Annotated in this window: 46 protein-coding genes and 1 pseudogene; 30 read left to right on the top strand and 17 right to left on the bottom strand. The window is 64.6% G+C overall.

Features of this window, described 5'->3' with window-relative positions:
* Nucleotides 1–17: 17 nt before the first annotated feature.
* The 15 genes from CCR97_RS08395 to CCR97_RS08330 form a co-directional block, all read right to left on the bottom strand.
* Nucleotides 18–974: a toprim domain-containing protein gene (locus CCR97_RS08395; protein WP_111355235.1), complete on the bottom strand. Its 957-nt coding sequence runs from the start codon at nt 972–974 to the stop codon at nt 18–20.
* A complete protein-coding gene (locus CCR97_RS08390; protein ID WP_111355234.1) occupies nt 974–1,702 on the bottom strand; it encodes a GIY-YIG nuclease family protein in 729 nt (242 codons plus the stop codon). Before CCR97_RS08390 ends, CCR97_RS08395 begins: the two co-directional genes overlap by 1 nt.
* Entirely contained in the window at nt 1,699–3,963 is a 2,265-nt protein-coding gene (locus CCR97_RS08385) for a DEAD/DEAH box helicase (protein WP_111355233.1), read from the bottom strand. Before CCR97_RS08385 ends, CCR97_RS08390 begins: the two co-directional genes overlap by 4 nt.
* The gene (locus CCR97_RS08380) at nt 3,960–4,853 is read right to left on the bottom strand and encodes a hypothetical protein (protein WP_201159425.1); all 894 of its coding nucleotides are present in this window, start codon (nt 4,851–4,853) and stop codon (nt 3,960–3,962) included. The genes CCR97_RS08385 and CCR97_RS08380 overlap by 4 nt, the downstream gene beginning before the upstream one ends.
* Entirely contained in the window at nt 4,853–5,230 is a 378-nt protein-coding gene (locus CCR97_RS08375) for a RusA family crossover junction endodeoxyribonuclease (RefSeq protein ID WP_111355232.1), read from the bottom strand. Before CCR97_RS08375 ends, CCR97_RS08380 begins: the two co-directional genes overlap by 1 nt.
* Nucleotides 5,230–5,859: a DUF2312 domain-containing protein gene (locus CCR97_RS08370; RefSeq protein WP_111355231.1), complete on the bottom strand. Its 630-nt coding sequence runs from the start codon at nt 5,857–5,859 to the stop codon at nt 5,230–5,232. The genes CCR97_RS08375 and CCR97_RS08370 overlap by 1 nt, the downstream gene beginning before the upstream one ends.
* Before the next feature lie 24 nt (nt 5,860–5,883).
* The gene (locus tag CCR97_RS08365) at nt 5,884–6,462 is read right to left on the bottom strand and encodes a GcrA family cell cycle regulator (RefSeq protein ID WP_111355230.1); all 579 of its coding nucleotides are present in this window, start codon (nt 6,460–6,462) and stop codon (nt 5,884–5,886) included.
* On the bottom strand, nt 6,459–7,256 hold the full coding sequence (locus tag CCR97_RS08360; RefSeq protein ID WP_111355229.1) for a ParB/RepB/Spo0J family partition protein: 798 nt from the start codon (nt 7,254–7,256) through the stop codon (nt 6,459–6,461). The genes CCR97_RS08365 and CCR97_RS08360 overlap by 4 nt, the downstream gene beginning before the upstream one ends.
* Nucleotides 7,257–7,260: 4 nt before the next feature.
* Nucleotides 7,261–8,232, bottom strand: a complete 972-nt coding sequence (locus CCR97_RS08355) for a hypothetical protein (RefSeq protein ID WP_146618611.1) — start codon at nt 8,230–8,232, stop codon at nt 7,261–7,263.
* 248 nt (nt 8,233–8,480) lie between these two features.
* On the bottom strand, nt 8,481–8,885 hold the full coding sequence (locus CCR97_RS08350) for a hypothetical protein (RefSeq protein ID WP_146618610.1): 405 nt from the start codon (nt 8,883–8,885) through the stop codon (nt 8,481–8,483).
* 346 nt (nt 8,886–9,231) lie between these two features.
* Nucleotides 9,232–9,585: a hypothetical protein gene (locus CCR97_RS08345; RefSeq protein WP_146618685.1), complete on the bottom strand. Its 354-nt coding sequence runs from the start codon at nt 9,583–9,585 to the stop codon at nt 9,232–9,234.
* A gap of 98 nt (nt 9,586–9,683) precedes the next feature.
* Nucleotides 9,684–9,875 carry a hypothetical protein gene (locus tag CCR97_RS08340; RefSeq protein WP_111356294.1) on the bottom strand — a complete coding sequence of 64 codons (192 nt, stop codon included), beginning with the start codon at nt 9,873–9,875 and terminating at the stop codon, nt 9,684–9,686.
* Nucleotides 9,875–10,075 (bottom strand): hypothetical protein, encoded by a 201-nt coding sequence (locus tag CCR97_RS08335; protein ID WP_111356293.1) that lies wholly within the window; start codon nt 10,073–10,075, stop codon nt 9,875–9,877. Before CCR97_RS08335 ends, CCR97_RS08340 begins: the two co-directional genes overlap by 1 nt.
* Nucleotides 10,072–10,197, bottom strand: coding sequence for a hypothetical protein (locus tag CCR97_RS32030; protein WP_274611497.1), 126 nt, complete (start codon nt 10,195–10,197; stop codon nt 10,072–10,074). The genes CCR97_RS08335 and CCR97_RS32030 overlap by 4 nt, the downstream gene beginning before the upstream one ends.
* On the bottom strand, nt 10,194–10,457 hold the full coding sequence (locus CCR97_RS08330) for a hypothetical protein (protein ID WP_111356292.1): 264 nt from the start codon (nt 10,455–10,457) through the stop codon (nt 10,194–10,196). The genes CCR97_RS32030 and CCR97_RS08330 overlap by 4 nt, the downstream gene beginning before the upstream one ends.
* Before the next feature lie 197 nt (nt 10,458–10,654).
* Between CCR97_RS08330 and CCR97_RS08325 the strand changes: the two genes are divergently transcribed.
* Nucleotides 10,655–10,867 (top strand): hypothetical protein, encoded by a 213-nt coding sequence (locus tag CCR97_RS08325; protein ID WP_146618684.1) that lies wholly within the window; start codon nt 10,655–10,657, stop codon nt 10,865–10,867.
* A 5-nt stretch (nt 10,868–10,872) separates the two neighbouring features.
* On the opposite strand, the gene CCR97_RS08320 is transcribed toward CCR97_RS08325, so the two are convergent.
* Entirely contained in the window at nt 10,873–11,094 is a 222-nt protein-coding gene (locus CCR97_RS08320) for a helix-turn-helix transcriptional regulator (RefSeq protein ID WP_201159424.1), read from the bottom strand.
* On the opposite strand from CCR97_RS08320, the gene CCR97_RS08315 reads away from it, so the two are divergent.
* Nucleotides 11,036–11,524 (top strand): helix-turn-helix domain-containing protein, encoded by a 489-nt coding sequence (locus CCR97_RS08315; RefSeq protein WP_111356290.1) that lies wholly within the window; start codon nt 11,036–11,038, stop codon nt 11,522–11,524. The genes CCR97_RS08320 and CCR97_RS08315 overlap by 59 nt on opposite strands.
* A gap of 38 nt (nt 11,525–11,562) precedes the next feature.
* Here the strand turns inward: CCR97_RS08315 and CCR97_RS08310 are convergent, their stop codons facing one another.
* Nucleotides 11,563–11,973, bottom strand: coding sequence for a hypothetical protein (locus CCR97_RS08310; RefSeq protein WP_146618683.1), 411 nt, complete (start codon nt 11,971–11,973; stop codon nt 11,563–11,565).
* A 796-nt stretch (nt 11,974–12,769) separates the two neighbouring features.
* Between CCR97_RS08310 and CCR97_RS08305 the strand changes: the two genes are divergently transcribed.
* From CCR97_RS08305 to CCR97_RS08165, 28 genes and pseudogenes are all read left to right on the top strand, one after another.
* Complete coding sequence (locus CCR97_RS08305) at nt 12,770–12,946, top strand: hypothetical protein (protein ID WP_170145741.1); 177 nt, start codon at nt 12,770–12,772, stop codon at nt 12,944–12,946.
* Nucleotides 12,947–12,993: 47 nt separating this feature from the next.
* On the top strand, nt 12,994–13,182 hold the full coding sequence (locus CCR97_RS08300; protein WP_111356288.1) for a hypothetical protein: 189 nt from the start codon (nt 12,994–12,996) through the stop codon (nt 13,180–13,182).
* Nucleotides 13,183–13,184: 2 nt separating this feature from the next.
* Nucleotides 13,185–13,415, top strand: coding sequence for a hypothetical protein (locus CCR97_RS08295; protein ID WP_111356287.1), 231 nt, complete (start codon nt 13,185–13,187; stop codon nt 13,413–13,415).
* A 70-nt stretch (nt 13,416–13,485) separates the two neighbouring features.
* The gene (locus tag CCR97_RS08290) at nt 13,486–14,340 is read left to right on the top strand and encodes a DUF7666 domain-containing protein (protein ID WP_207199412.1); all 855 of its coding nucleotides are present in this window, start codon (nt 13,486–13,488) and stop codon (nt 14,338–14,340) included.
* A gap of 2 nt (nt 14,341–14,342) precedes the next feature.
* On the top strand, nt 14,343–14,519 hold the full coding sequence (locus CCR97_RS08285) for a hypothetical protein (protein WP_170145740.1): 177 nt from the start codon (nt 14,343–14,345) through the stop codon (nt 14,517–14,519).
* Nucleotides 14,519–14,689 carry a hypothetical protein gene (locus tag CCR97_RS08280; RefSeq protein WP_170145739.1) on the top strand — a complete coding sequence of 57 codons (171 nt, stop codon included), beginning with the start codon at nt 14,519–14,521 and terminating at the stop codon, nt 14,687–14,689. Before CCR97_RS08285 ends, CCR97_RS08280 begins: the two co-directional genes overlap by 1 nt.
* 43 nt (nt 14,690–14,732) lie before the next feature.
* On the top strand, nt 14,733–14,996 hold the full coding sequence (locus CCR97_RS08275) for a hypothetical protein (RefSeq protein ID WP_111356285.1): 264 nt from the start codon (nt 14,733–14,735) through the stop codon (nt 14,994–14,996).
* A 576-nt stretch (nt 14,997–15,572) separates the two neighbouring features.
* A complete protein-coding gene (locus CCR97_RS08270; protein ID WP_244670331.1) occupies nt 15,573–15,929 on the top strand; it encodes a DUF3850 domain-containing protein in 357 nt (118 codons plus the stop codon).
* Nucleotides 15,930–15,937: 8 nt separating this feature from the next.
* Nucleotides 15,938–16,198, top strand: coding sequence for a hypothetical protein (locus tag CCR97_RS08265; RefSeq protein WP_111356284.1), 261 nt, complete (start codon nt 15,938–15,940; stop codon nt 16,196–16,198).
* 5 nt (nt 16,199–16,203) lie between these two features.
* Nucleotides 16,204–16,356, top strand: coding sequence for a hypothetical protein (locus CCR97_RS08260; RefSeq protein ID WP_170145738.1), 153 nt, complete (start codon nt 16,204–16,206; stop codon nt 16,354–16,356).
* An 8-nt stretch (nt 16,357–16,364) separates the two neighbouring features.
* Nucleotides 16,365–16,892, top strand: a complete 528-nt coding sequence (locus CCR97_RS08255) for a hypothetical protein (RefSeq protein ID WP_111356283.1) — start codon at nt 16,365–16,367, stop codon at nt 16,890–16,892.
* A gap of 2 nt (nt 16,893–16,894) precedes the next feature.
* Nucleotides 16,895–17,569 carry a hypothetical protein gene (locus CCR97_RS08250; protein WP_111356282.1) on the top strand — a complete coding sequence of 225 codons (675 nt, stop codon included), beginning with the start codon at nt 16,895–16,897 and terminating at the stop codon, nt 17,567–17,569.
* Entirely contained in the window at nt 17,566–17,820 is a 255-nt protein-coding gene (locus CCR97_RS08245) for a hypothetical protein (RefSeq protein ID WP_111356281.1), read from the top strand. The genes CCR97_RS08250 and CCR97_RS08245 overlap by 4 nt, the downstream gene beginning before the upstream one ends.
* Entirely contained in the window at nt 17,817–18,443 is a 627-nt protein-coding gene (locus CCR97_RS08240) for a hypothetical protein (RefSeq protein ID WP_111356280.1), read from the top strand. Before CCR97_RS08245 ends, CCR97_RS08240 begins: the two co-directional genes overlap by 4 nt.
* On the top strand, nt 18,440–18,667 hold the full coding sequence (locus tag CCR97_RS08235; RefSeq protein ID WP_111356279.1) for a hypothetical protein: 228 nt from the start codon (nt 18,440–18,442) through the stop codon (nt 18,665–18,667). Before CCR97_RS08240 ends, CCR97_RS08235 begins: the two co-directional genes overlap by 4 nt.
* A 2-nt stretch (nt 18,668–18,669) precedes the next feature.
* Nucleotides 18,670–18,969 (top strand): hypothetical protein, encoded by a 300-nt coding sequence (locus tag CCR97_RS08230; protein ID WP_111356278.1) that lies wholly within the window; start codon nt 18,670–18,672, stop codon nt 18,967–18,969.
* A gap of 10 nt (nt 18,970–18,979) precedes the next feature.
* Nucleotides 18,980–19,429 (top strand): hypothetical protein, encoded by a 450-nt coding sequence (locus CCR97_RS08225; protein WP_111356277.1) that lies wholly within the window; start codon nt 18,980–18,982, stop codon nt 19,427–19,429.
* A complete protein-coding gene (locus tag CCR97_RS08220; RefSeq protein ID WP_111356276.1) occupies nt 19,426–19,632 on the top strand; it encodes a hypothetical protein in 207 nt (68 codons plus the stop codon). Before CCR97_RS08225 ends, CCR97_RS08220 begins: the two co-directional genes overlap by 4 nt.
* Nucleotides 19,633–19,649: 17 nt before the next feature.
* The gene (locus CCR97_RS08215; RefSeq protein WP_111356275.1) at nt 19,650–19,925 is read left to right on the top strand and encodes a hypothetical protein; all 276 of its coding nucleotides are present in this window, start codon (nt 19,650–19,652) and stop codon (nt 19,923–19,925) included.
* A gap of 4 nt (nt 19,926–19,929) precedes the next feature.
* Complete coding sequence (locus CCR97_RS08210) at nt 19,930–20,235, top strand: hypothetical protein (RefSeq protein WP_146618681.1); 306 nt, start codon at nt 19,930–19,932, stop codon at nt 20,233–20,235.
* A gap of 7 nt (nt 20,236–20,242) precedes the next feature.
* A complete protein-coding gene (locus CCR97_RS08205; protein WP_170145737.1) occupies nt 20,243–20,410 on the top strand; it encodes a hypothetical protein in 168 nt (55 codons plus the stop codon).
* A 65-nt stretch (nt 20,411–20,475) separates the two neighbouring features.
* Nucleotides 20,476–20,727, top strand: coding sequence for an acyl carrier protein (locus CCR97_RS08200; protein ID WP_207199411.1), 252 nt, complete (start codon nt 20,476–20,478; stop codon nt 20,725–20,727).
* Between the two features lie 2 nt (nt 20,728–20,729).
* A complete protein-coding gene (locus CCR97_RS08195) occupies nt 20,730–20,942 on the top strand; it encodes a hypothetical protein (protein WP_170145736.1) in 213 nt (70 codons plus the stop codon).
* Nucleotides 20,943–20,947: 5 nt separating this feature from the next.
* Complete coding sequence (locus CCR97_RS08190) at nt 20,948–21,556, top strand: helix-turn-helix domain-containing protein (protein WP_170145735.1); 609 nt, start codon at nt 20,948–20,950, stop codon at nt 21,554–21,556.
* A pseudogene (locus CCR97_RS32260) lies at nt 21,553–22,386 on the top strand (ERF family protein). Before CCR97_RS08190 ends, CCR97_RS32260 begins: the two are co-directional and overlap by 4 nt.
* The gene (locus tag CCR97_RS08175) at nt 22,383–23,015 is read left to right on the top strand and encodes a lambda exonuclease family protein (RefSeq protein ID WP_111356268.1); all 633 of its coding nucleotides are present in this window, start codon (nt 22,383–22,385) and stop codon (nt 23,013–23,015) included. The pseudogene CCR97_RS32260 and the gene CCR97_RS08175 overlap by 4 nt, the downstream one beginning before the upstream one ends.
* On the top strand, nt 23,012–23,515 hold the full coding sequence (locus CCR97_RS08170; RefSeq protein WP_111356267.1) for a hypothetical protein: 504 nt from the start codon (nt 23,012–23,014) through the stop codon (nt 23,513–23,515). Before CCR97_RS08175 ends, CCR97_RS08170 begins: the two co-directional genes overlap by 4 nt.
* Nucleotides 23,512–23,877 (top strand): hypothetical protein, encoded by a 366-nt coding sequence (locus CCR97_RS08165; protein WP_111356266.1) that lies wholly within the window; start codon nt 23,512–23,514, stop codon nt 23,875–23,877. The genes CCR97_RS08170 and CCR97_RS08165 overlap by 4 nt, the downstream gene beginning before the upstream one ends.
* The last annotated feature ends 2 nt before the right edge of the window (nt 23,878–23,879 follow it).

The raw sequence follows: 23,879 nt of genomic DNA, 5'->3' as shown, positions 1-23,879 counted from the left end.
GCCGCTTGCCCTTTCTGCTAGGCACCGCCTGACAGGCCCCGGGACGCCATAAGGACGTCATTCCAGTCCTGCCCGACGATCGGGGGGATATGCACTGACACCTCGATATTCTTGACGGCGAGACGGTGGGCGAGCGAATAGGCCGCATACTGACCGCCGTATTTCGGGTCGTTGTCCCCGAAAATGGCGACCTCATCGCACGCTGGTGGCGGGTGCCATTTCGCCATGAGAGCCGAATTGATCGCAGCCCACACCGGCATTTCGTACAGGATGCTGGCGCTCAGTGCAGTCTCGATCCCCTCGGCGATCCCAAGGGGGCCGTGGGTGTAGTCGCTCAGCATGACGCAGGCACCATCCGGGAGGCTCCCGGGCATCAGCTTGCGAGGCGATGGCATTTCGGCCTTAGCGAGTCCGTCCGGCCGCAAAAACGTCCGATGCATCGACACAAACTTCGGCACTCCGAACAACCCGACCATGGCGACCAAAGCTGGTCGGACACCACCATCCCCGTCCCTGAGGCGCTCGCCGAACCGAAGAGCCCTCGGATAGACGACCCGCTCCTCAATCCCGCGCGCATCGAAATAGCGATGCACCAGATCGCCCGGGGTCACAGGACGGGTCTCAACCCAAATGGCCCTCAGAGCCTTGATGCGCTGCTCGTCCGTCAAGTCGACCTTCGGCAGCGTCGAATCCGGCTTTAGGTTGCCGAGCATCTCGTCGATGCGGGCCGCGACCTCGGAAAATGGCTTGCCGGTAAACTCGATCGCCAACTTCATCCCATCGCCTGCCCCGCACTGGCCGCATATCCAGGTGCCCCGACGGTCCTTGTCGTCGTACCGGAACCGGTCAGTCCCGCCGCAGATCGGGCACGGGCCGTGTTTGCCTGACAGGGCGCGCTCCGGAACGCCGAAGCTGAGCAGGATGCCGCGCCACTTCCCGGTCGCCGCCAGGGCTGTCTTCTCGTGAAACGCCATCAGGCGGCACCACGCTGCTTCAGCATGCTCTTGGCGTAGAACTTAGCCCGTCGCTCCTGACTCCACGGAACCCCCTTAGTCCGTAGGCTCTTCTCAAGTTTCGCCTTCTCACTGTGGACCAGCTTACCAGCCGCGCGTCGCTCAATCTGAGATTTGATTATGGCATCACGCTTCCGCACCTCAGGAGATGGGCGAAGCGGCTTCCAAATCTCACCGATTCGTCTAAATCGGAGCCCACATGGAAACGGATCATGGTGGGCTATCCGCCGAGCCATCATCGCTTGCGAGCAACCCATAGTCTTTGCCGCAAATGTAATACTTTCGTACAGGCGGCCCATGCTATCTTCAACGGCGCAGCGGCGCGCTTGAGCACCCGCTGATAATTGCGCCCCCTTCTTGGCCGCCCACAACGCGGCACAATAAGCATTATCAGACGCATTCAGAGCAGGCTTTCGTGTGTCTATATGCCACTGTTCACGACGCCTCAGTTCGCCTGGGTCGCATTCCTCCAGAACGGAGAATTTCAACAACAAGCCATATTTCCCATACGCCCTGCTCAACTGAGGGCTGCTCGACCTCCCGTTCTTCATTCGCCAATGATGTTCATACCACCGCCGGCGAACGTCAACACTTGAGCCGATGTACTCTTTTCCCGTTGGCGTTGCGATCGAATAAACCCCACAAACGCCATGCCCGAGGCGCGTTTCGAGTTTCGTCTGGTCCTTCATCGAACGCCCCCAACAGCACGACGCTCAGACTCCATCTTCTTTGCCCACCTAATTCTCCGGCTCTGCTCGTAGCGCTGGAACGCGCCGTCGAACGGGATCCGCACGTCGAGCAAGCCGCGGGGCCACACACCGAATTTCGACTTGTAGAGCCCGAGAGCCAGCTTTCCGCCACGCTTCCGATGGTCGTCCATGTCGAGCGCCATGCTCCAGAACCGTTGTTTCTCGGCTTGGGTTGGCGCCTTCGCCCGACCGGTGATCTCGACCAAGCGGCCGTCAACCGTCTCGACCTCACACGGGCGCCGGCTCTCGTGTCCACACTCAGGGCAGACCCGGCCAGTGTGGAGCGCGCCGCACGCGCTGCATTCCCTCGGGAGCTTTTCCGCTTTCCGCCGCGCCTTCGCCTTCCCGCCCTCACCCTTGTCGAGCACCGCGTGGTGGATATCGGTCACGAGCCCGAGCCGGAGCGAATTCCCGGCGTGGTCCAAGATCACGAGGTCTTCGGTGCCTGGGTTGATCCTGAGCCCACGGCCGATGCGCTGCACATGGAGCATTTCGGATTTGGTCGGGGCGGCGTCCACGATGCACGACACCGGCCAGTCGACGCCTGTGGTGAGCGTCCGGACTGAGCAGACAACCTTGATCTCGCCGCTGATGAATTGGCGCTTCAAATGCTCGCGCGCCACGATGTCGGTGTGTGCGTCACAGTATCCCGCCGACACCCCGGCTCTCAGAAACTGTTCCTGCAAAACCTTGGCGTGACTACAATTCACGCCGAACACCAGCGTCGGCCGGTTTCCCCCCTTCTCAAGCCACGTCTGCACGACGTGGCCGACGAGCTTGTTTTCGCTCATCACCTGCTCAAGGTCGTTTTCGGCATAGTCCCCAGCAACCGTTCGGACCTTGCTCAAGTCCGGCTTGTCCGGGGCGAACGCTACGAACTTCGACAGGTAGCCCGCCTCGATCAGCGATCCGATCGTCGCGGCAATACGCAGGTCTTGCCAGTGCCTGCCGAGCCCGATCGTCCATGGCGTCGCAGAGAGACCGACGAACACTCGCGTCGGCCAGCGGGCCATCATTTCGCGAATGACCGTGAAATCCTCGTGGCATTCGTCGACGATCACCAACCCGAAATTCTCGTCCATGTTGCCATTGCGCAGCCGACGCTTGAGCGTCTGGACCGTGGCGACCTGAACCGGAGCACTGTCGTCGGTTCGCGGGTGGTCGGACTGCATCGCGCCGACATGAGACAGACCGTCCCGCTCGAAATCGGCAATCGCCTGATTGACCAGAGACAGCCTCGGCACCGTGAACAGCACCCTGTGCCCCTTAGCCAGAGAAGCGCCGATGATCTTTACGGCCGTGATCGTCTTGCCGAATCCTGTGGGCGCTTGAAGGATCACTCGCTTGTTCCCGGCGCGAAGCGAGTCCCGAAGCATGTCGATTGCGGACTGCTGATGCGGGCGGAGCTGACGTGGCGACGAAGCCGTGAGCATCGAAGATGACCCTAGCCAAAAGATGGACGACCACGGGCGAAACGGGATGACATTGGAACCAGGGAGCCGGACATCCTGCCCGGTCTCTTCTTGGCCGGGGCCTTCCGTGCCTATCGGCTCGGGAGAGCGCTGGTCGAATTCATCTCTAGGAGAGTCTATTATCCGTGGATCATTTTGATCCGGGTTACAGTGATAGTCGGTATCGGCTAGCCATGCATCGTAACCGATTGGTTCGTCGTATTCTTTCGGCAGATCGCGCTCTCTCAGATCAACGATCTTGCCGAGCGTGCCCGGAACCGTCACGGGGATGAGATGGGGCGGCGTAAGCGCGTCTCGGATGGCGTTCAGGTCGACCAGATAACGGGTCACCCTTGCTCCCCCATCTTGGTACGCCGTCGCCTTGATGAACGACCTTTCGCGGAATTCCGACAGTGCTCGGGTGACGGTCGGAACCGAGACCCGGGCCATCTTTGCGATCTTGGACCTGCCGGGATGGATGACCCCGCCGTTGCTCCGGTTGCGGAACCAGAGGTTCACGATTGTCTGTAGGACGTCCCGGTAGGCGCGGCTGAGTTTGGCGCGTTTGATCAAAAGCCGCATGTATCGGCGATCAATCGCAGCCTGCGTCTGCGCCCATGGGATCGGCGGCTCGAACGGGTCGACTGCATTGATCTGCCGAAGCCGATCGATCCCCGCTTGCAGCCCCTCGACCTGCTCACGAAGCGCGGCGATCTCCCGGTGCAGCGGGTCGCGGGATTGAGGCGTCATGGCTGCACCCCGTCGTCGAGCACGGCATCAACCATCCCGGACGCAACCACAGTCGTGATGATCTCCCGCGCGAGCGCCCGGACCGTCATCCGGCGTCGAGTAGCGTGCTCTCTCAGGCTGGCCTTGACGTCTGGCATGACAATCGGAGCGCCGCGGCGGGTGCAGCGGGGAATCAGCCGCCCCCTGCTTCGCTCATAGGTAATGACGTTTCTGACCGTCTCCAGCCCGACGCGCTGGTAGCAGTCGGCCAGCTTGCGCACGATCTCGATTGGTGGCGTGCCGGCCTTCGCCAGAGCGATAATCAAATCGCGCTGCTCAATGTTCATCCGGCTCATGGCTTCGGTCGGCCCGCGATGGTCGCGATTCCAGACAAACCACGCGAACGCCATGCCGCTGTTGCCAATCTTTTTTCCCTCGTACCCGCCGCGGTGCATCATCGGGATGCGGCGCGAGAAACAATGCACGCGCGCCAGCCGGCCACAGTCCAGAATTGACGACCGCCGCTCTGACTCCAGGAAGGCGAGGCGCAGAAGCATGATGACGCGCGGGCAGAGATCGAGCGCCTTGACGACGAACTCTTCCGCCAGCTTGAACGGCGGATTGGTCACGATGCATTGGACGCCCGCGGGCGCGCGGTGTTCCATCAGAAAGTCGATGCCGGCCGCGCTGTCCGGACAACCGCGGTCGACCAAGTCCGTGGCGGCCACGTCATATCCGGCCGCGCGGAGCACGTTGACAATCGCGCCGTCGCCGCATGCTGGTTCCCAGATCAGGCGCGGCAACCGCTCGACCTGCAACAGCGCCTCGACCGCGACCGGCGGGGTGGCATAGAAGTCGTCTCCGCGCTCGGATAGCGGGGCTCTCTGAACCTGACAACTGTGGTCGAGCATCAGGAAATCACCTCCCGCACTGTGACGCGCATGCCCTCGCTCGCGTATTCGGAGCATGTCCAACCCACGGTCAGCCGGCGGAGATGCTTCTGCGCGTCGTCGACGATCAGGCCGGCGTGCTTGAGGTAGTCGATGGTCGTCTTGATCACCGAGTCGAGGTCGCCCTTGGTGTGCTCGGACGAGAGCATGATCTCGACTTCGAACCTGTCGAGCGGCGCGGCGAGCCTGATCGGATCGACCTTGCGACAGCGTGCGACGAGCATCAGGCCGTCGGCGGTGCGGCGCCACGCCTTGACCAAACGGTGCGCCGACCAGTCGATGCGACGGGTGCGGTTCACGAGGGGCGGAATCGGAAGGTCGAGGACGATCGCGGTCATCAGAACCGCCGCAGGTTGGCCGGGATGTCGAGGCCGTCGTCGATCGCGGACCGGCCGACCGCAGCGATCACGGCTGGCGTGATGTCGCGCTCGGTCCCGTCTTCGTCGCGGAAGCTCAGCGAACCAGTCGCGCCGTCTTCACGTAGCAGGCGAGCGAGTTCGTTCGCGGCGGCAGTCGCCTCCCTGACCTCGTTATCGGCCGGCGGCGGCTCCCAATCGCGGCCAGCCGGGTCCAAGTCGTCGGCCTTGTCGCCCTCCTCCGTGTCGAGCGTGCAGGCCGCCTCGTCGTGGCTCGCCGGCTCGTGGATGACTCCGTCGGAGTCGTGGTCTGGGGTGGCGCGGCGCGGCTTGGTGCTCTTCGCCGCGCGCTCCACGGCTCGGCCGACCGGAGCGCTCGCGATCAGGCCGCAGCCGGCGAGGTACACATCGAATAACTGGTGCTGGTCCAGTTCCTTGGCGCGCTTGTCGGCCTCCATGCGCATGATGCGCACGGTCTTGGCGAGCAGCTTCGGGTCGTAGCCTCGGCCCTCGGCTTCGGCGCGCAGATCCTTGATGTCGTCGGCGATCTGCTTCCGCTGGTCTTCCAGGTTGGCCCACCGCTCGGCCAAAGCGTGCATTTCCTTGTCCATGCTGGTGCCTTTCGGTTGTCGTGATCACTCAGCCGCGTATTGCGTCGTGCCGCGACCTTGCCGCCAGCGGATCGCATTCATCGCGTCGCCCCGCTTCACCCGGTAGTCGACGCCCTCCGGCCGGCGGTGCAGCGGCACGTACACGAGCGCGGCATGCGTCGCGCACCACGAGCCGCGCGCCTTCGGGGCGCCGCAGAACCGGATGTCGGCACCGTCGCCGGACGGGTAGCGGCACATGCCTTCGGTCAGGTCGAGCAGCGGGACCACGCACTCGATCGGCGCGGCTCTCAGTGGGGTGTCGTCGGGCTCGATCACGGGCGGACGGCGGACCGGGGCGCGCTTATCCGTGTCGGGCTTCCGGGCGTGGCTGCGCTTGTCGGGCTTGGGGCGAGGCTCGCCGCGCGGCTTGACGATGTGGCCGCGGCCTCGCGCTTCAAGCTTCATCCGGTTGACCTTGCCTAGAATGGCGTTCCGCGTCGCGCCGCCAAGCTCGACCGCGATCTGAGAGGCCGATAGTCCGTCAGCCCACAGCTGGCGCAGCTCTGCCACGCGCTCGTCGGTCCAGCCGGGGCTCAGGGTGTCGTAGGACGAGGTGCCGGTCATGCGGCGGCCCCTCGTGAAATGCGCCGCAATGCCTCGATCACTTCTTTCGGCTTGCAGACTTCAAGCCACGAGATCAGCGACGGGAGCTCCTGCCCGCCGTGCTGATATAGCCATTCGGCGAATTCTTCCGTGTGGTCGTCGCGGATGATCTCGTTGCGGGCCTTGTTGTCTTTCTTGCGCGCCTCGGCTTCTTGCCTGATCGCTTCGGCCTGACGATCGACCGGCACCGCCGCCGCCTTCAGCAGCGCCGTGCGGTTGTTGTCGAGTCCGACGTCGCGAGCGGCCTGCTTAGCCGACTCTGACAAGGTCGACACCTTCATGGCGCGGTGGGCGTCTGCCTTGCTGACGCCGAGGTCGCGGGCGGCAGCATTAACGCCGCCCTCTTGCCGATGCCCCTTGCCGTCTACTCGCTTGCTTTCAATCGTTTCAGATTGGAACGATTGAACTTGCTGCGCCTCAGTTAGCCTAATCCACTCGGCTAGTTGCTCGTCGCGTTCAAGCGCCGTCAGGTCCGCTCGGTGCAGGTTCTCCGTGATCTCGGCTAGCCGTTGGCCGATGTCGTCTCCTTTGAACAAGAAGGCGTCAATGAACGGCTCTTCCAAGAGAGTGACCGCCGCGAGCCGATGGCGCCCGGCGATTAGCTTGTAGCCGTGCGCCTGCTCGCGCACGACGATCGGCTGGAGCAACCCGACACGGCGGATGCTTTCCGCGATCTCGCGGACCCGTGCCATGTTTGGCTCCCGCCGACCCGGCGGCACGATGACCGCCGAGACTTCGATGTTGTCCAGCTTCATGACGTCACACCACTCGCGGGAAGGACTGGTTGGGGGCCTGCTCGCCGCGCCAACGGAACAGGTCACGAGATGACCCCGTCCGGACGGCGTTCCACGCCTGGACTGTAAACGCGCCGATGTGCGGTAGGCTGAGACTGGCGCTGTCGGACCGCGCGTTGGTTTCGAGCTTGTTCCGAAGTTTCCACACCGGGTCGTTCTTACTGGTGAGCCCAATGCCGGTGATCAGCTTCTCGAAGAAGTCGTTGGCCTCGGACCGGCTCTTGCGCGTCATCACGTAATGCAGGAACGACGCCCAACTGATGACCATCAGGCGGGTGTGATACAGACGCTGGCCGACGTTCACGCTTTCGGCCAGTCCTTCGTTCTCGTGGTAAAAGGCAAGCAGCGGGTCGCTGTCGACGTCCGGCGCGTTCCCGCCCCAATCCCGTTCTTTGTCGTAGCCGTAGAGAAGACGAGCCGCAGCCGAGGCACCGGCAGCGTTCGGCACCCCGTCGATCGCGAAGATGTGCCCGGCGGTCCGCTTGATGCCACTGTCCATGAACGTGAAGGCGTTGTCGTCGATCCCGAACGCGACGAGACACGGGAACGTCGCCCCGGAGTCCATGCACGCCTTGAGGCGGTGCTGACCGTTGAGCAGACGCCCGCTGCGGCCGAACACGATCGTCTCGCCTGTGAGCTTCCACCCAGTCTTCATGGCGCGGACGTAGCGGCGCACGCCCTTCTCGCTCGACGGGCGATTGCGCCATTCGTCGTCCTGGTTCCGCTCCATCATGGCGCACGCCATCGAGGGGTCGATAGTCAAGAAGTGCGCCTGTGGCTCCTTGTTCGCCTCCTGGCACCACCAGCGCAGACGCTTGCGGGCGTCCCCAGTGTCCTTCATGGACGACAGCACGTCCGGGTCACCCATGCCTGTCTTGACCGGCGCACGCGGCGCCATCGGCTCGGCAGTTCCAAATAGACGGTCCAACATTTCCACCCTCTCTTCCTCCTGTGACGCGATCTCTGCAGGCCGGAGGTGGAGCCTGCGGCGCGTTCTCAGCGCCTAATCGCGACGGCTCGGCTGTAGCCCTGCAACTGCGCGTTCGCGCCAATGAGCCTCGTAAAGTCTCCGCACGGCCGTCAGCCGATCGGAGTGATTGAGCATCCGCGCCCACTCGGACCATTGGCGCGAGCGGATCAGCAGTCGTGTGGACTGCCAAATGCAGAGATCAGACAAAAACCCGTTCATTCGGCAGCGTCCTGTTCCAACTTTTCGAGCAGTCGTTGGTGCTCGGCTTGCAACTTCCTGAGGTTGGCAATGTCGAGCGTGCGTTTGTATTTGGCGTACCAAGCCGCCTTGGAGTCGCCCATGATCGCGGCTAGAAGGTCGCCGCCGAGTTCGCCGCGAAGCGCGGTCACGATGTCATCTGGGGAAAAATCCCGGCGCTCGGCGAGCCTGTGTTTGGCGGTGTGTTCGTCGATCCCGAGCCACACGCAGAGCAGCGCCCACGGTTTCCGCTGCCGACCAATCCTTTCGTTGAAGAACTTCGACAAAATCGACTGAGCGGTGCCAGGTTGGCTGCGAATGACAGCCGAGCTGTACCCCCGCCCATTTGCCTTAACCGCGGTCGCAGAGGACGATGTGGTCATGACGATCACCGTTCAAACCAATGAGCAAATCACGTTCGCCGCCGCGGTCCGGACCGGTCTCGCGTACCGGGTCGCAGGGCGTAAGGAGCCGGGCCGCGAGGCGTCCGCGGCCCGGCTCCCCACCATGCAGACGTGCCCCACCCGGTCTGCCAGCGGGATCGCAAACGCCACCGCATCGATCGGCGTCGGTGGCGATGCCAGGGTCTTGAGGCGCACGGCCGAAGCCGGCGCGAACCTCGTGATGAAAGAGGCGCCGGCCGCGCTCACACGGAGCAGCGAGCCGGCGCCAGTGGCCCCGCGGGGGATGGAGCACCGGGAGGAACGGGTGCGCGTGGGGATCTGCATGTCAGGCGCACTCACCGAAAGCCGCGAGGGCAATCTCGATCTCAGCCGACGACCCGGCCCACGGCCCGGCTCGGCGCGCGTCGAGCAGCTCACTCAGGTGAATCGCGTGCTCGCCGGTTGCCGACTCGCACGTGAACCCGGCCGACATGGCTGCCTCGATCACGGCTGCGACGTCCGCGACCGGGACGACGTAGAGGTTCCAGGACCAGTTCCCGACCCACTGCTTGCTGTCGAGCACGACACACCGACGGCGCAGAAGCCGCAGGCCGCCGTCGTCGAGCGTCAGACGAACGCCGCGGGACCAGTGTTCCAGCGCAACGGACTCGCCCCGGCGGGCGACCTCGATCGCCGACACGCGCCCCGCAAAGGACCCGTCCTCATGCCTATTGCAGCACAGGTGCAGGCAAGCCCGCGGGGCCACATCACGTGCTCGACGGCGCGCGCGAAGAGTGCTCATCGCGGCCCCGCCACATCCGCAGCGACCGCGCGGCACACGGCGGCGAGCGGCGCGGAGACGAAGAGGCTGGCGCTCCAGGCGAGCCAGACCGCGAGGTTGATGAGCAGCCACGTGCTGCCGAGCAGGACGGCTGGGATCGTGACGAGGGTGGTGCCGACTTCGGTGTGCCAAGGGCGGACGTCGTTCATCAGCTCGCTCCGGAGATGCGCTTCAGCTCGGCGACGCGCGCGCCGATCGCGGCCTCGCGCCGCATCTCCCGCAGCACGGCGGTTCTGCACTCGATGTGCGCAGCGAGAGCGTCGAGCGCGATCCGGGTCCGCCGCGCGTCCGCCACCACGGGCGAGCACATCGCAACGAGGCGGTCGGTTTCGGTGCGGTGCTGGGTCATGACACCACCACCAGCACAAGGATCGTGATCAGCGCCGCCGCGACGATGAAGCCGAGCAGCACGATGAGGGCGGAGCCGGCCAACTCGGGGCGGACGCGCGTGGAGTGCAGGTCCGGGCTCACAGCAGCCCCCTGATGACGAATCCCACCAGCGCGCCGGAGATCGCGGCGAGGGCCATGCTGATGACGTGGAGGGAGAGGTCGGGCTCGTGGACGTAGAGATCGCCCGCCGGTCGCATCGTGCGGAGCACGGCGACCTCAACATCCGACAGAGGGCGATGTGTGAAGACGAGCGGCTGTGTGATCGGCTCCACGTCCGGCGGCATCCGCGGCGGCGCCGGGTGCGTGTGGCGGCGCTGGTCTGCTTGCGTGTCAATGCTCATGCTATCACCCGTTTTTCCTACGGACAGACGCTTACGAGGTTTCACGCAACAACCGATGATCTGATCAGATCGTCAGATGCTCGCCTTAACCAAGCCGGGAGCTAATCAGATGATCGTTTACCAGTTCAGGTTGATGAAACAGCGATCCGCGCACACAATTCCCGCGCGCCGACAGAAGAGCGCGCCAGGGGATTGCGATGAGCAGGACGCATTTGGTCGAGATCACGCCCATTCCGGACGTGTATGCGGACGGCATCGGCGCCATCGAACAGATCGGGCCGAACGAGCGGCTCACGCTCTACACGGAGCAGACCAGCCTGGACGGCCGCACCCGCGAACGCGTGGTGGTGGCGCGCATCGTGGCGCCGGCTGGCGTGCTGCGGATGCCGGCGCGCGGCGGGTGCAACTGAAAGCGTCATGCCGCGGCGTCCGGCAGAAAGTCGTCAGCCGTGATGACGCCTCGTGTCGCGGCCTTCAGCTTGGCCGCAAGCCCCCACGACGGGGAGCTCACGCCATTTCGGACGCGGTTGATCTGCTCGCGGGACGTACCGACCATTTCGGCGAGGTCGGCATCCGTAATGCCGTTGTCCTTCATCCAGGCCGCGAGTTTCGTCTTGGGCTTCGAGGTCTTCGTCATGTCGCGTAATGTACACCCTGTGCACATGATCGTCCAGCCCCCTTGTGCACCCAGCGACATGGATTCACAGGGATGGCCGGTGCATCATGTGCACATGGCAAAGATGGTTAGTGCAAAGAGGCGAAGGGTCTGCCGCCGCAGGAACTACCTGCGAGAGTGGCGGGAAAAGCGCGAGATGACCCTTGAGGAGGTCGGCGCCAAGATCGACTACAGCCACGCCAGCTTGTCCAGAATCGAGCGTGGCGTGCAGGATTACACAGGCGACTTGCTCGAGGCGCTCGCCGCGGTGTACGGCACCGACCCGATCACGCTGCTGACCCGGCATCCCGACGAGCCGGATGAGCTCGACATGCTGCTCTCGTCAGCCGAACCCGATCAGCGCCGGCAGATCGCCCGCCACGCCCGGGCCGTGCTGGACGACAAGCACTGACCCTCCCGCGACGGCAGCATCGCCCGACTCCGTGTCGATTAGTCGAGCGGCAGCCCATAGCGCGTCCGGCAGATCTCCAAGACAGCGCGCCCGCCGATCGAATCGAACGTCCCGGACCCGAGCAGCACGAAGGTTTCGCCCGCAAGCTGCCCGGTGAACGGACCCATGCCGGTGTACCCGCCGTAGCTGTTCTTGGCGTTCAGCCAACCGCAAACGTTGACGAGGCCCTCCTTGCCCGTGGAGGCTTTCATGTCGCCGAATCGCGCGCTGTCGGGGTCTTTAAGGCCTTGCCTGGCGCCCCGCTCGATCGCCGACCGCATCTTCGACGTGATGACGACCGGCGCCGGCGGCGGCTCGGCTGCGATTGCGACAGGAGGCGCAGTCGGCGTGCCGGCGCATCCGGCCGCGACGAAAAACGAAAGTGCAGCGATTGCAATCACATTGCGCATGATAAACCACCCCTGCGTTGATCTCTCAACCGTAGACTCTCGTAAGGGTAGAAGCAACTTCAGAAGGCCCCTGAACCTCGATGAAGGCTGCTGGTCCGGGCATAGCTTCGCCAGCGAGGGCGAAGCCATCCTCTGAACCCCGAAGTTAGGCGAGGCCACGAGCACGGACGGATCGAACGACCTTCGTCGAGGAAGGGAAGCCGGGGTCACGCTGTCGGCTTTACGTCTGTCATTGACGCGGGCGCTTATCGCCAAGCCGATCCGCCAGCCGGGCGCGCCCACCGGGTCGGCGCCAGCCGGAGCCCGGTCCGGACCCTCGTGGGATCGAGGGCTCCGAGGTGCCGTTGCCGGCACCGCTCGTCTCCGGCTCTCGCCGGTCTCGTCCCCCCACGTCATGCTCCGCGGGTTCGGCCCTCTATCGCGGGCGGAGGCGCAACACACGACGAGGTGCGCGCCCTATGCCGGCGATTTGTGCTGACCCGAAAGGGAAGACGCTTGATTTTGTAACGGCCGCTATGTAAACCGTACACACCAAGCGGTCGGGGCTTTTCAGCACGCCCCCGATCGAAGCCGGGAGGGTCGCCACCCTGCCCGGCTTTCTTTTTGCCTGCCTGCCCTGCGGCCGAGGTCTTCGCCCGGCCTTTCAGCAACGACACGCGCATCAAAGATGACCCAGCCGCCTCTCGGCGGCAAGGTCTGCTGAACATTTTTTTACATGACATGCACATGCCCCCTGGACATCCGTGTGCACCTCGTGTACATTTAGACCATCGAAGCACGGGAACGGGAGCTACCAATGACCAGCCGCCGCCGCAACGAACTGAACCGCCGCCACGGACAAGCCGCCCGCCTCGAGCTGGCGTCCCGATACGACCGGGTCGCCGCCCAGGTCGCTCGCACCAAGAACGCCCGGGAGCGCGCGAAGCTGATCGAGGAAGTTCAGTTCCTCGCCGACCTGATCGAGCTGAAGTGACGGCGGGGGCGAAAGCCCCCACTTGCTGAACTGATCAGGAGAGGACCATGACCACCGACGCAGCCATCGACATCGACGACCATGTGGTCGTCGCCGTTCTTGCCCGCTTTTTCCTGACGATGTTCGGAGAAGACGCGCTGCTCGCCGCGGATGTTCTCGGCGGTCTCGGTATCACGAATGTCGATGCCTTCCATACCGCGGCCGAGCGTTTTGCCGCCGCGCCGGGGGGAGAGTGATCATGACCATCACCGACCGCATCAGCTTTAGCAGCGCGGGCGCCGTCCCGCCCCGTGCCGCGGCTCGCCACGCCGCGATGCTCGCCGAGCACCCGCCCATGTTCCCGCCGCCGGTGCCCGTCGGTGTCGACCTGACCGCGGCCTACGACGCGGCGTGCGAGCGGTACGCCCGGGACGGCGTCGAGACCGACCGGATCGAGGCGCAGCGGCTCGGCGCCGCGCTGGACCGCTGATGCAGTAGGCGGGGCTCAAACCCTGCCGCTTTCACCCTTCCGATCCTGATCACTCCGAAAGGCCACCGACATGGCTCGCAGACGCAAGACCGAGGTGACTGCCACGACCGCAGAAATCGCCCCGGCCGTGGAGAATATTGTCACGGCCTTCAAGGGCTTCGACGCGCAGCTTCGCTGCCGCGGCTATCAGTACGAGGTCGGGAAGACCTACGAGCACGCCGGCAAGATCGAAGCCTGCGCTTCGGGCTTCCACGCCTGCGAACACCCGCTTGACGTTTTCGGCTACTACGCGCCAGCCAGCAACCGCTACGCCGAGGTGACGCTGTCCGGCGAGATGGACGGCAACGACAGCGACACGAAGATCGCTGCGGCACGGATCACGATCAACGTCGAACTCTCGATCAGCGACCTCGTGCGGCGCGCCTGGGATTATGTGTGGTCGCGGGCAACGATCGAGGGCGAAACGGCCACCGGCAACTGCGGCGCGGCCTCGGCCACCGGCGACAGCGGCGCGGCCTCGGCCACCGGCGACAGCGGCGCGGCCTCGGCCACCGGCTACAGGGGCGCGGCCTCGGCCACCGGCGACAGGGGCGCGGCCTCGGCCACCGGCTACAGGGGCGCGGCCTCGGCCACCGGCTACAGGGGCGCGGCCTCGGCCACCGGCGACAGGGGCGCGGCCTCGGCCACCGGCTACAGGGGCGCGGCCTCGGCCATGCACGCTACGGCTACCGCCCATGCGAGCGGTCGCTACGGCCGCGTGCGGGGCGTTGCAGGATCGGCGTTGCATCTCGATCGCCGTGACGATGACGGCGCGATTACTCACGTCTGGGCCGGCATCGTCGGCCGCGAGGGCATCACACCGATGACTTGGTACTCGCTCGACGAGTCCGGTCATCCGGTCGAGGTCGCGGGCAGCGAGTCCTGATCATGACCCGCCGCCTCCCGGAGCAGCCGCGCCGTCTCGCCGAGCTGCGGGCCGATTGGGATGCCGGGCGCGGTCCGAGCGTCACGGCGCGGCTCGTCGCCAGCCATGTGCCGCCGGTCAGGCGCCGGCTGCCCGATGCGAGGACGTTCTGGCCGTTTGTGGCCGTGAGGAGGGGATAATGGGACACCACGACGAAGTCTGCGACCTGATGGCCGAGAACGGCCGGTTGACCGCGAATATCGAACGCCAAGCCGCGCTGATCGAGAAGCTGACGGAGGCGCTCAGATCGCTCGACTGCATGCTCCTAGCATCCGGCTTGTGCCCGAGCGTCGTTATACAATTACGATAGTCAACGCCGCCCTCGCCGCCGCCCGCACCACGAAGCCCGCGTCATGAGCGAGCCCATCCCCATGCTGCCGGGCCGCGCGCTCACCGACGGCGTGATGCTCCGGCTCGCGTTGTACGGACTGGTCTGCGCGCTCAAGATCGACGACCCGACCGCGCTCGGCTGGATCAAGCGCGTGATCAGGGACGCCGGCATCGACACGGCGGAGTTCCGGGCGAACCACGAAATGAACGTCGCCACGTACCGGGCGAAGCGCCAGGCGCCGGCCGCTGATCTGGCCGCGGCGCTGCGGCGCGACGGACTGCTGTGAGGAGGAATGCGATCATGCTTATCCGGTTAACGCACACAAGCGCTGAGGCATACTAGATGTTGATCCCGTTTGTTGATCGAGAGGGCGCCACGCACTTCACCTGCGAAGACTGCGGTCGTTCGATCTCCGCATCTTACGAGGCCAAGACTTGCGTCTGTCTCTCTTGCCAATGGCTTCGCGACCATCCGTTGGCGCCAGTCCCGACCGGATTTGGATTTATCAATTCGGCCTTGGAAGCCGGCAGAACCGCCGCCCGCCCCTGCGATGTCATAAAGATGGAGGGTGAGAGCGAGGTTCTCGAACTGTATGGGCCTTGGTTTTCCGAAGAGGCTTGCACCGGCCACGTCGCGAGCAAGAGCGATCCGAAGATTTGCGGTCGATGCGGCGTGCATATCGACAGCCTTCGACCCCCTGAAGAGGATGAGCCATGAAAAACCCCCTGCCTTATCCCTTGCGCGCCACTCGTATCTCTCTGGAGCTAAACCCCTTTGGTTTCTGGCTTCTGCCGAGCGCACGCTTTCGACGCGACCTAACCGAAACTGCCAAAGCCGATGGCGAAACGATCTGGTGGATTCGATGGGCGTGGTTTCAACTCAGTTTTGGGCGATGGCGATGACCACAACATCTAGGGCTGTGTGTGCCAACCGGATAAGCATGAATGCGATGGCTCGCGAACACGATCTGAAATGTTGGGACGTCTATTGGGACGCGATCTCCAACGGAGAAAAAACGTTTGAGGTTCGCCGTGACGATCGCGGCTTTCAGAAGGGCGATACCCTGATCCTCAAACGGTGGGATCGAGAGCGTAACAATTTCACGCGTACCATCAGCGACAACCGACCTTACGAACTCCGGCGGCGCATCAAATACGTGCTGACTGGGGGGCAGTTTGGCATTGAGCCGGGATACGTCGTCCTCGGGCTCGGACGTTAGAGTCCGCCATGTTCACCACGTCGCACGGACTCATCTCTCGCGCCGTCCAGCTCGGCGCCCGCCGCCCGACGCTGTCGGTCCGGCTCGACCACGACCGCTGGGAGAACTGGCGCGCTTCGGCCCTGACGCTGATCTGCGCCTGGGACGCCGACGCCGCGGAGCGCGCCGAACTGATCGAGTGCTGCGACCGTTTCGCCGACGCGCCGCCGCCCGCTCTGCCCGATCCCGCTGCGCCGATCATCGCGTCGGCCGTTTCGTTCTGGGGATGAACACCATGCTCGCCACCACATTCCGCTGGTCGACGATCCTCGTGACCGCGCTCGCCGTCGCCGTGGCGATGACGTCGCCGGACGCTGACATCCCGAGCTTCCTTTCCGGTGCCGGCGCCGGCTGGCTGTCGTTGCTGATCCTGTCTTCGAAGATGTGAGGCCCGCCATGCTCGACCGCATCGCCACGCCCATCACTCACGTTCCGCGCCGTACTCGCCTCACGCGCGTCGCCGCCGTCGCCACGGCCCAGGCCAAAGCCTCCGGCGCCGACGCGCTCGCCGCCCACGAGGCCGGCATTACGGCCGCGTTCCGGGCCGAGTTCCGCGAGCCGAACAACATGAAGCTGGCGGCCGAGCGCACGATCCGGCTCGGCCCCGACAACGACCAGTCGCGAATCTGGTTCGGCCCCGTCATCGATCTCCTGATCCGACGACAGGTGGCCGACGCGACGCAGGCCTGCGAGGCGCTGCGCTGGCACGTGATCAGGGAGCGCCGCATCGCCGAGGAACGGCGGACCCCGGACTCGGCGCTGTTCCGGGCCGCCCGCGAGGCCCTGCTCATCGCGCGCTGGATGCGGCGGTACCGGCTCGACCACTGGGTCCCGTCGGTGCTCGCCGTGATGTCGGAGCCGCGGGTCGGCGCGACGGTGCATGTCAGCGCCGAGACGGCGCGGTTCGTGATGACGGGGAGGTGAGCGTGAGCAAGATCGACGACCTGCTGAGTTTTGATCCGTTGGCTGCGGCCGAAGGGTTGACGGGTGAGCGCATGGGGGAGTCGCTCAATGACGAGACGGCTGCACTCGGGCTCCTGTTCGCCTGCACGCACAGCAAGATGAAGCGCGATGCGCTGCATGAGGTTGGCGACACCACGTATGGCGACTCCCTCGCGCGCTACCTATCGATCTTGGACAGACTCGGGTTCGAGCAAGTGCTGGCCGACGAGTGGCCGTCGTCGCATAACGGCGTGATCGAGACTTTTTTCGTGTTCGCCCACCGGGACGGCTTGCTGCTGTCATTCGACACGTTCCGCGGCAACACCGTGAATGCGGCTAAGGTCTCATACAATTGGATGCCAAAAGTCGATGACTGGCGGAACGTCAGATCGAGCGGTCACATGAATGACGGAGTGTGGGTCGGCTACCACGACGCGCGCGAAGCGCTCTGCCACAATCTTATGAAGCTTCGGAACCGCGGCGAGTTCGTGTGCCCGTGGATCGAGCAACCGTTTCTGTGGCTACTTCACTACGACGATACGAAGCAGCCCAACTACGATTATGCGGCGATCACGAGCGAGCGGATTTCGCGGCTACCGCAGTGGGTGCGCGATTTTATTTCGCCTGCGGCGCAGGATGCCGAGGGCCGCACCCCATGACCGACCTCACCACTCGCCACCTCGGCGCGCTCCACGCGCTCGTGCTGCACCCGTACCGCGGACAGGGAACCAAGCCGACGTTCAAGCCGATCTCGCCGGGCGCCCGCGCGATCCTCTGGTCGCACGCGCAGAGCCTCAGCCGGCTCGGCCTGGTCGAGATCACGGAGATCGTGCAGCCCCGCGGCCTGCCCAGGCTGTGGCGGCTCGGGCTGACCGTGGCGGGGCGCGAGCAGATCAGGAGGGTGGGGTGATTGCCGCGCTGTTTGTCGAGGCGGGGGGTTGTTACTCCGGGATCAAAGGAGTCGACCCGTGGGACGAGCAGCGCGACGCGAGGAACTATGCCGGACCGTGGCCGGTCGTCGCACATCCGCCGTGTCAGCGATGGGGCCGCTTTTGGCATGGCAGCACACGCAAGCCACACCAATTCAAGCTCGGCGATGACGGTGGGTGCTTCTCTGCTGCGGTCTATGCGGTTCGCCGCTGGGGCGGAGTCCTCGAACATCCGGCTGACAGTCATGCGTGGAAGCACTTCGGCATTGACCGGCCCAAGCGTCACACAGGCTGGCAGCCAGCCGGCGATCTGATCGGATACACCTGTTATGTCGAACAAGGCCATTACGGACACATGAGCCGCAAACCGACGTGGCTCTACGCCGCTCACACGACACTCCCCGAACTGGACTGGTCAAAGGGCGCGCAGCGCCTGCACCCGACCGCGCTTGCCCGCTACGGCTATGAGAAGGCGCGGCGCATCGGGATGACCGCCATGGTCGGCGGAAAGGACAAGACGCGCATCAGGAATGCGACGCCGCCAGCATTCCGTGATGTGCTGATCTCGATCGCATCAACAACTCATATTCTGGAGAAAGCATGAAGAAGATCATGCCCGATTTATGCCCGGCATGTGGCAGCCGGTTGCACGACAGCGCCGACGAGACAGAGGACGATTTCGCGTTCTGGGAATATGACTGCGGCGCCAAGGCAGAGCGGTGGGGGAACGGAAGGCTGTATGGCGTTCAGCCATGCGACCACGCATTCGCCGTGTCGTTGAGAGCTATCAACGACCATGTCGTGACGTCCGATGCTGCGGAGACGTGAGGATGACCAAAGATGACGCCGAAAAAATGATCGATGATCTGGTCCTCGCGGCCCAAAGTGAGGCCCTCTACCCGTACCGTCCCCACCTCGCCGCGCAGACCACCGCTCTGAAAGAGCGCGCTATCTCCAAACTGCGCCTCCCGCACCCTGAACAAACCGTCGAGATTGTCGCCGCCGGGATGCATTTTGTCGCCGAGTTCGATGCGGTGTGGAAAGAGCCGCATGTGAAATTCCCGAGCGCCGAGGCGTACTCATACCTGCGGGGCGCACGCGACAGGTTCGCCAAGACCATAGGACTGTAAGAGGCCTATCATGACCAAGATCGTTAGAACCGTATCCGAAGCGCTTCGATGGTACGCCAAAGACTGGCGCGACCGCGCTGCCGATGCCGCTCTGCCCATCATGGCGGCCGAGCTGATCGACGACGCCGTGAACGAGCTGAAAAACAACACGGCGAAGCTCAAGGCGTTGCGCGAGCACTTTCACTCCTACGACTCTGAGCCGCCGTATCCGATCGACTGGCAGATTCGCGAGAACGAGGCGCTGATAGCGCGTGCCGAGGGCGGCACTGAGCCTGTCACTGAGGCCGAGCGCGCTGCGCTCCGGGCGGAGCAAGCCGCTCGCGTCATGCCTCTGATCGGCCCGTTGCTCGATGCGTGGGACGGGCTCCCGAACGACATCCGGAGTCTGGTGCGCGATGAGCATCCAGAACTCGGGACGCATCTCAACCAGATCGCGGCGGCCGTCGAAGGTGATCGATGAGTAATCTGAGCCCGCACTATGACGAGCTGGTCCGCATTGTCTCCGATCTTCTGTCAAACCGGCGAGTCGGCGTGGACAATGCGGAGGTCGTCGCAAAAGAGGCGATCGACGCAATCGAGAGCGCAGGCTTTCTGTTGGCGAAGACGCCAGATCGGACTGACTGGGCAGACAAGATTTTCGTGGCAATACCAAAGCGCTGGTGATCGACGGAGGATGGCGCATGCGCACTACAACCGTATCTGTGACCCAAGAGGTCAGCATTACGATCGACCGCAAGAAGTTCACGCCGGATTTCATGGCCGAGTACCGCGCGAGCTTCTACCCGTTCGACACCATCGAGCGCCACATCGAACATATCGCTCAGCTCTACGCCCGCGGGCTCGTCGACAAGTACACGACCTTCATTGAGGGGTACGGCGATCTGCGCGAAATGGGCATCTCGCTCGGCAGCAAGGAAGTCGTGTCGATGGAATGCCTGCCGAACATGAATGGGTGACACCATGACCGCACAGATCGTCCGCAAGCCGCTCGACTGGTTCGCTCGCCAGCGCCGCAACCAAGACCCAGCCACCCGCCACGACGGCGACGTGATCCCGATCGAGGCGGACCCTGCGCTGATCCATCGCCGCGCACTCGGGCTGCAGGTGCAGCGGGCCAGACGGGCCATGTGGCCGGCCAACCTCCGTTGCCGGCCAAGCGCCGCGATCGACACCATCGCGCGCGACGCGGTGGTCGACCTGCCGGCGCCGTCGAAGCACCTCGGCGCGGTGGTGTGCGACCCGTTCGATCCCAACGATGCAGCGTGAGGCCAAGATGGAACGCCAGATCACACGCCGGTACGCCTTCGCCAAGAAGGACCTGAAAGAGATGATCCTGGAATGGCTGCGCGACAAAGACCTGCCGGTCCCGGCGAATGTCGATGACGCGACGTGGGACATGGACGGCGAGACGATCGCTCTCGAATGGACGGCACCGTCATGAGCCACCTCACGACGCCGATGCGAATCCTCGATCAAGCACAACCTGCCACCAGACAGGAGCAAGTCATGGTCCACCCGAAGCAGACCGCCGCCGACCAAGTTCGCGCCGTTCTGTGCAGCGTCGTGAGCTACGAGCCCGACGAGATCACCGACGACCGGACGCTGTACTCGCTGCACGCCGACGAGCTGGAGGTCGACGAGATCGCGGTGCGGCTCGAGATCGAGTTCGGCGTCCGGATCGGCGCCGACGCGGTGAGCGGGGACACGACGGTCGCCGAGCTGATCGCGACGGTCGTCGGGCGGCTGGAGGCGGCTTGACCATGGCACGCGAATCCACATCGACGCTGGCGTATGTCGCGACAACCACTGACGAAGATGGCGTCGTCGTCATCCTTCCATGGTCGACAGAAAGCCTCGCCAAGGACGTGCGGAGAAACATTGCGGAGATGTTCGACGACGACCTGGTCGCCGGGTGGGGGGCCGCCAAGAAGGCCGGATACCGCGTCCGCCGCTGCACCATCACGCTGGACTGACGCCCATGCCCGCGATCGACGCCTCAGCCCCCAGCCAAGTCCGGATGCGCCCGTTCAACCCGGCGACGTGGCTCAACGACCACCGGGCGCGCCTCGCCCGCATGTCGGCCAACGCCCGGCCCGATCCGGAGGCACAGCGCCGGCCGTTCCTGATCGCGATCCCGGTGCCGGTGCCGGAGAGCGCGCCCGAGCCAACACCGGGCCCGGCGCCGATCACCCACGTCGTCGAGTTCGACCCCGACGTCGCGGTGCGGTTTGAGAACGGCACGGTCCGGTATCGGTCGCCGCACACCGTGCCGACGCGCTACGTCATGATCACGCATCGCCGCATCGTCGAGATCGTGGGCCAGCACTACGGCTTTTCGCCGATGGACCTGCGGGCGCCGCGCCGGGATGCGCCGATCGTCCGGGCGAGGCATCTGGCCTACTGGATGCTGCGGGACGTGAAGGGCATCAGCCTGCCCGAGATTGGCCGCGTGCTCGGCGGCAGAGATCACACTTCGGTGCTTCACGGGATCCGGAAGGTCGACGCCAAGATCGAGCGCGGCGACGCCGAGACGCTGGCCGCAATCGCCGCGGTGCGGGCCAAGCTCGGCATCGGGAGCGAGGCATGAGCGAGCGCGACGCAATCAGCATTGGGCAGGCGGCGGCCGGCGTCGTCGGAGCACTGGAGAGTAAGATGGGACAGGTGATCGTTCACGAAGACACGCCGCTGGCGCCAGTCGGCATGACGCCGATGGCGATGCTTCAGGCCGCGGTCGAGCGCGGCGCCGGCATCGACGTCATGGAACGTTTGATGTCGCTGCACGAGCGGTGGGAGGCGAACGAGGCTCGCAAGGCGTTCAACGCGGCCATCGCCAACGCCAAGGCCGAGATCCCGGTGATCTTCAAGAACCGCGAGGTCGACTTCACGTCCACCAAGGGGAGGACGCACTACCGACACGAAGACCTCGCCGGGATCGCCAGCGTCGTCGACCCGATCTTAGCGCGACACGGCCTCTCGTACCGGTTCCGCACGCAGTCTCCGGTGAACGAGCCGGTGACCGTGACGTGCATCATCTCGCACCGCGACGGCTATTTCGAGGAGAACACGCTGAGCGCCGGGCGTGACGACACCGGCAACAAGAACAGCCATTAGGCGGTCGCCAGCGCCGTGACGTACCTGTCTCGCTACACGCTCAAAGCCGCGCTCGGGCTCGCGGCCAGCGCCGACGACGACGCCAAGAGCGCCGAGCCGGCGGACACCATCACGCAGGATCAAGTGGCCGATCTTCAGACGCGCATCGTCGCCACGGGGACGGACATCCCGGGGTTCTTGAAGTACATGGCGAAGGCGTGCAAATGCGAAATCGGGGCGATCGAAGACATCCCGGCCGCCAGTTACGACAAGGCCGTGGCGGCACTGAAGGCGAAAGCCGCACGCGCTGCGGAGCCCAGCGCATGACAGCCGATCTGGTCCAGGGCTCAGAGGAATGGAAAGCTGCCAGGGCCGGCCGCGTCACGGCATCACGCATCGCCGACCTGATGGCGCGCACCAAGACGGGGTGGGGCGCGTCCCGGGCGAACCTGATGGCGACGCTGATCTCGGAGCGGCTCACCGGCGTCCCGGCCGAGGGATTCACCACCGACGCCATGCGCTGGGGGATCGAGACTGAGGCCGAGGCACGCGCCGCGTACGAGTTCGTGACCGGCAGTACCGTGGCGGAGGTCGGGTTCGTCCCGCATCCTGTCATCCGGATGTCCGGCGCCAGCCCTGATGGGCTTGTCGACGACGACGGGCTTGTGGAGATCAAGTGCCCGAACACCGCGACGCACATCGAGACTCTGATCGGCGGCTCAATCCCGAGCAAATACGTCAAGCAAATGCTGTGGCAGATGCGCTGCACCAATCGCCGATGGTGCGACTTTGTATCGTTCGACAACCGGATGCCGGAGTCCATGAAACTGTTCGTGAGACGGATTCGGTGGGATGAGGAGCAGATCGTCGAGATCGAGAAGGCCGTCGTCGATTTCCTCGCTGAGATGGACGAGAAGATCGCAACGCTTCAGCGTATGTATGGGAGTGCGGCATGACCCCTGCCCGATGGGATGGCGACGGATTCGTTGTGCTCAACTCGTTCCGGAAACGAGCTGATCAGGACTTCGTCGTCGGAGAGGTGTACAATCTGGAGGTGGTCGAACAGCGGTCGGCCAAGAGCCATCGTTTCTATTTCGCGGCCCTGACCGAAGCGTGGCGGAACCTCCCCGAGCACATGGCCGACCAGTTCCCCAACCCCGAAGCGCTGCGGAAATGGGCGTTGATCAAGGCCGGGTATTGCGACGAGCGATCGATCGTCTGCGCGTCGAAAGCCGAGGCCCACCGTGTCGCAGCGTTTGTCGGACCGATGGACGAGTTCGCCGTGGTCACGGTGTCAGAAGCAGTCGTGTCGGTCTACACGGCCAAGAGCCAGTCGATGCGAGCGATGGGCGGTAAAGTGTTCAACGAAAGCAAGCAACGGGTCCTCGATATCGTATCGGGCCTGATCGGTACGACGAGCGTCGCGCTCACCAGTCAAGCCGAGAACGCCGCATGACCGACGTCTCCACCACGCAGCGCCGGAAGCTGTCGCCTCGCGAGCGGCTGGCGATCTTCGAGCGCGCCGGCGGGGTCTGCTGTTGCTGTGGCGGGAAGATCGAGGCTGGCGACGGGTGGATCGTCGAGCACCCCACGGCGCTCGGGTTGGGTGGCAGTGACGATCGCGGCGAGCTGCGGCCGGCGCACAAGGCCTGCGCCGACGCCAAGACCTACGGGCCGGATGGCGACCTCGCGACGATCGCGCGGGCGAAGCGTCGAAAGGCCAAGCACTTGGGAATCCGAAAGCCGTCACGCTTCCCCTGCTCACGCGATAGCCGGTGGAAGAAGCGCATGGACGGATCAGTCGTGCTCAGAGATTGAGG

This window comes from Rhodoplanes elegans (assembly GCF_016653355.1).
GTDB classification, from domain to species: Bacteria; Pseudomonadota; Alphaproteobacteria; order Rhizobiales; family Xanthobacteraceae; genus Rhodoplanes; species Rhodoplanes elegans.
This window is presented reverse-complemented; position numbering and strand designations above follow the sequence as displayed.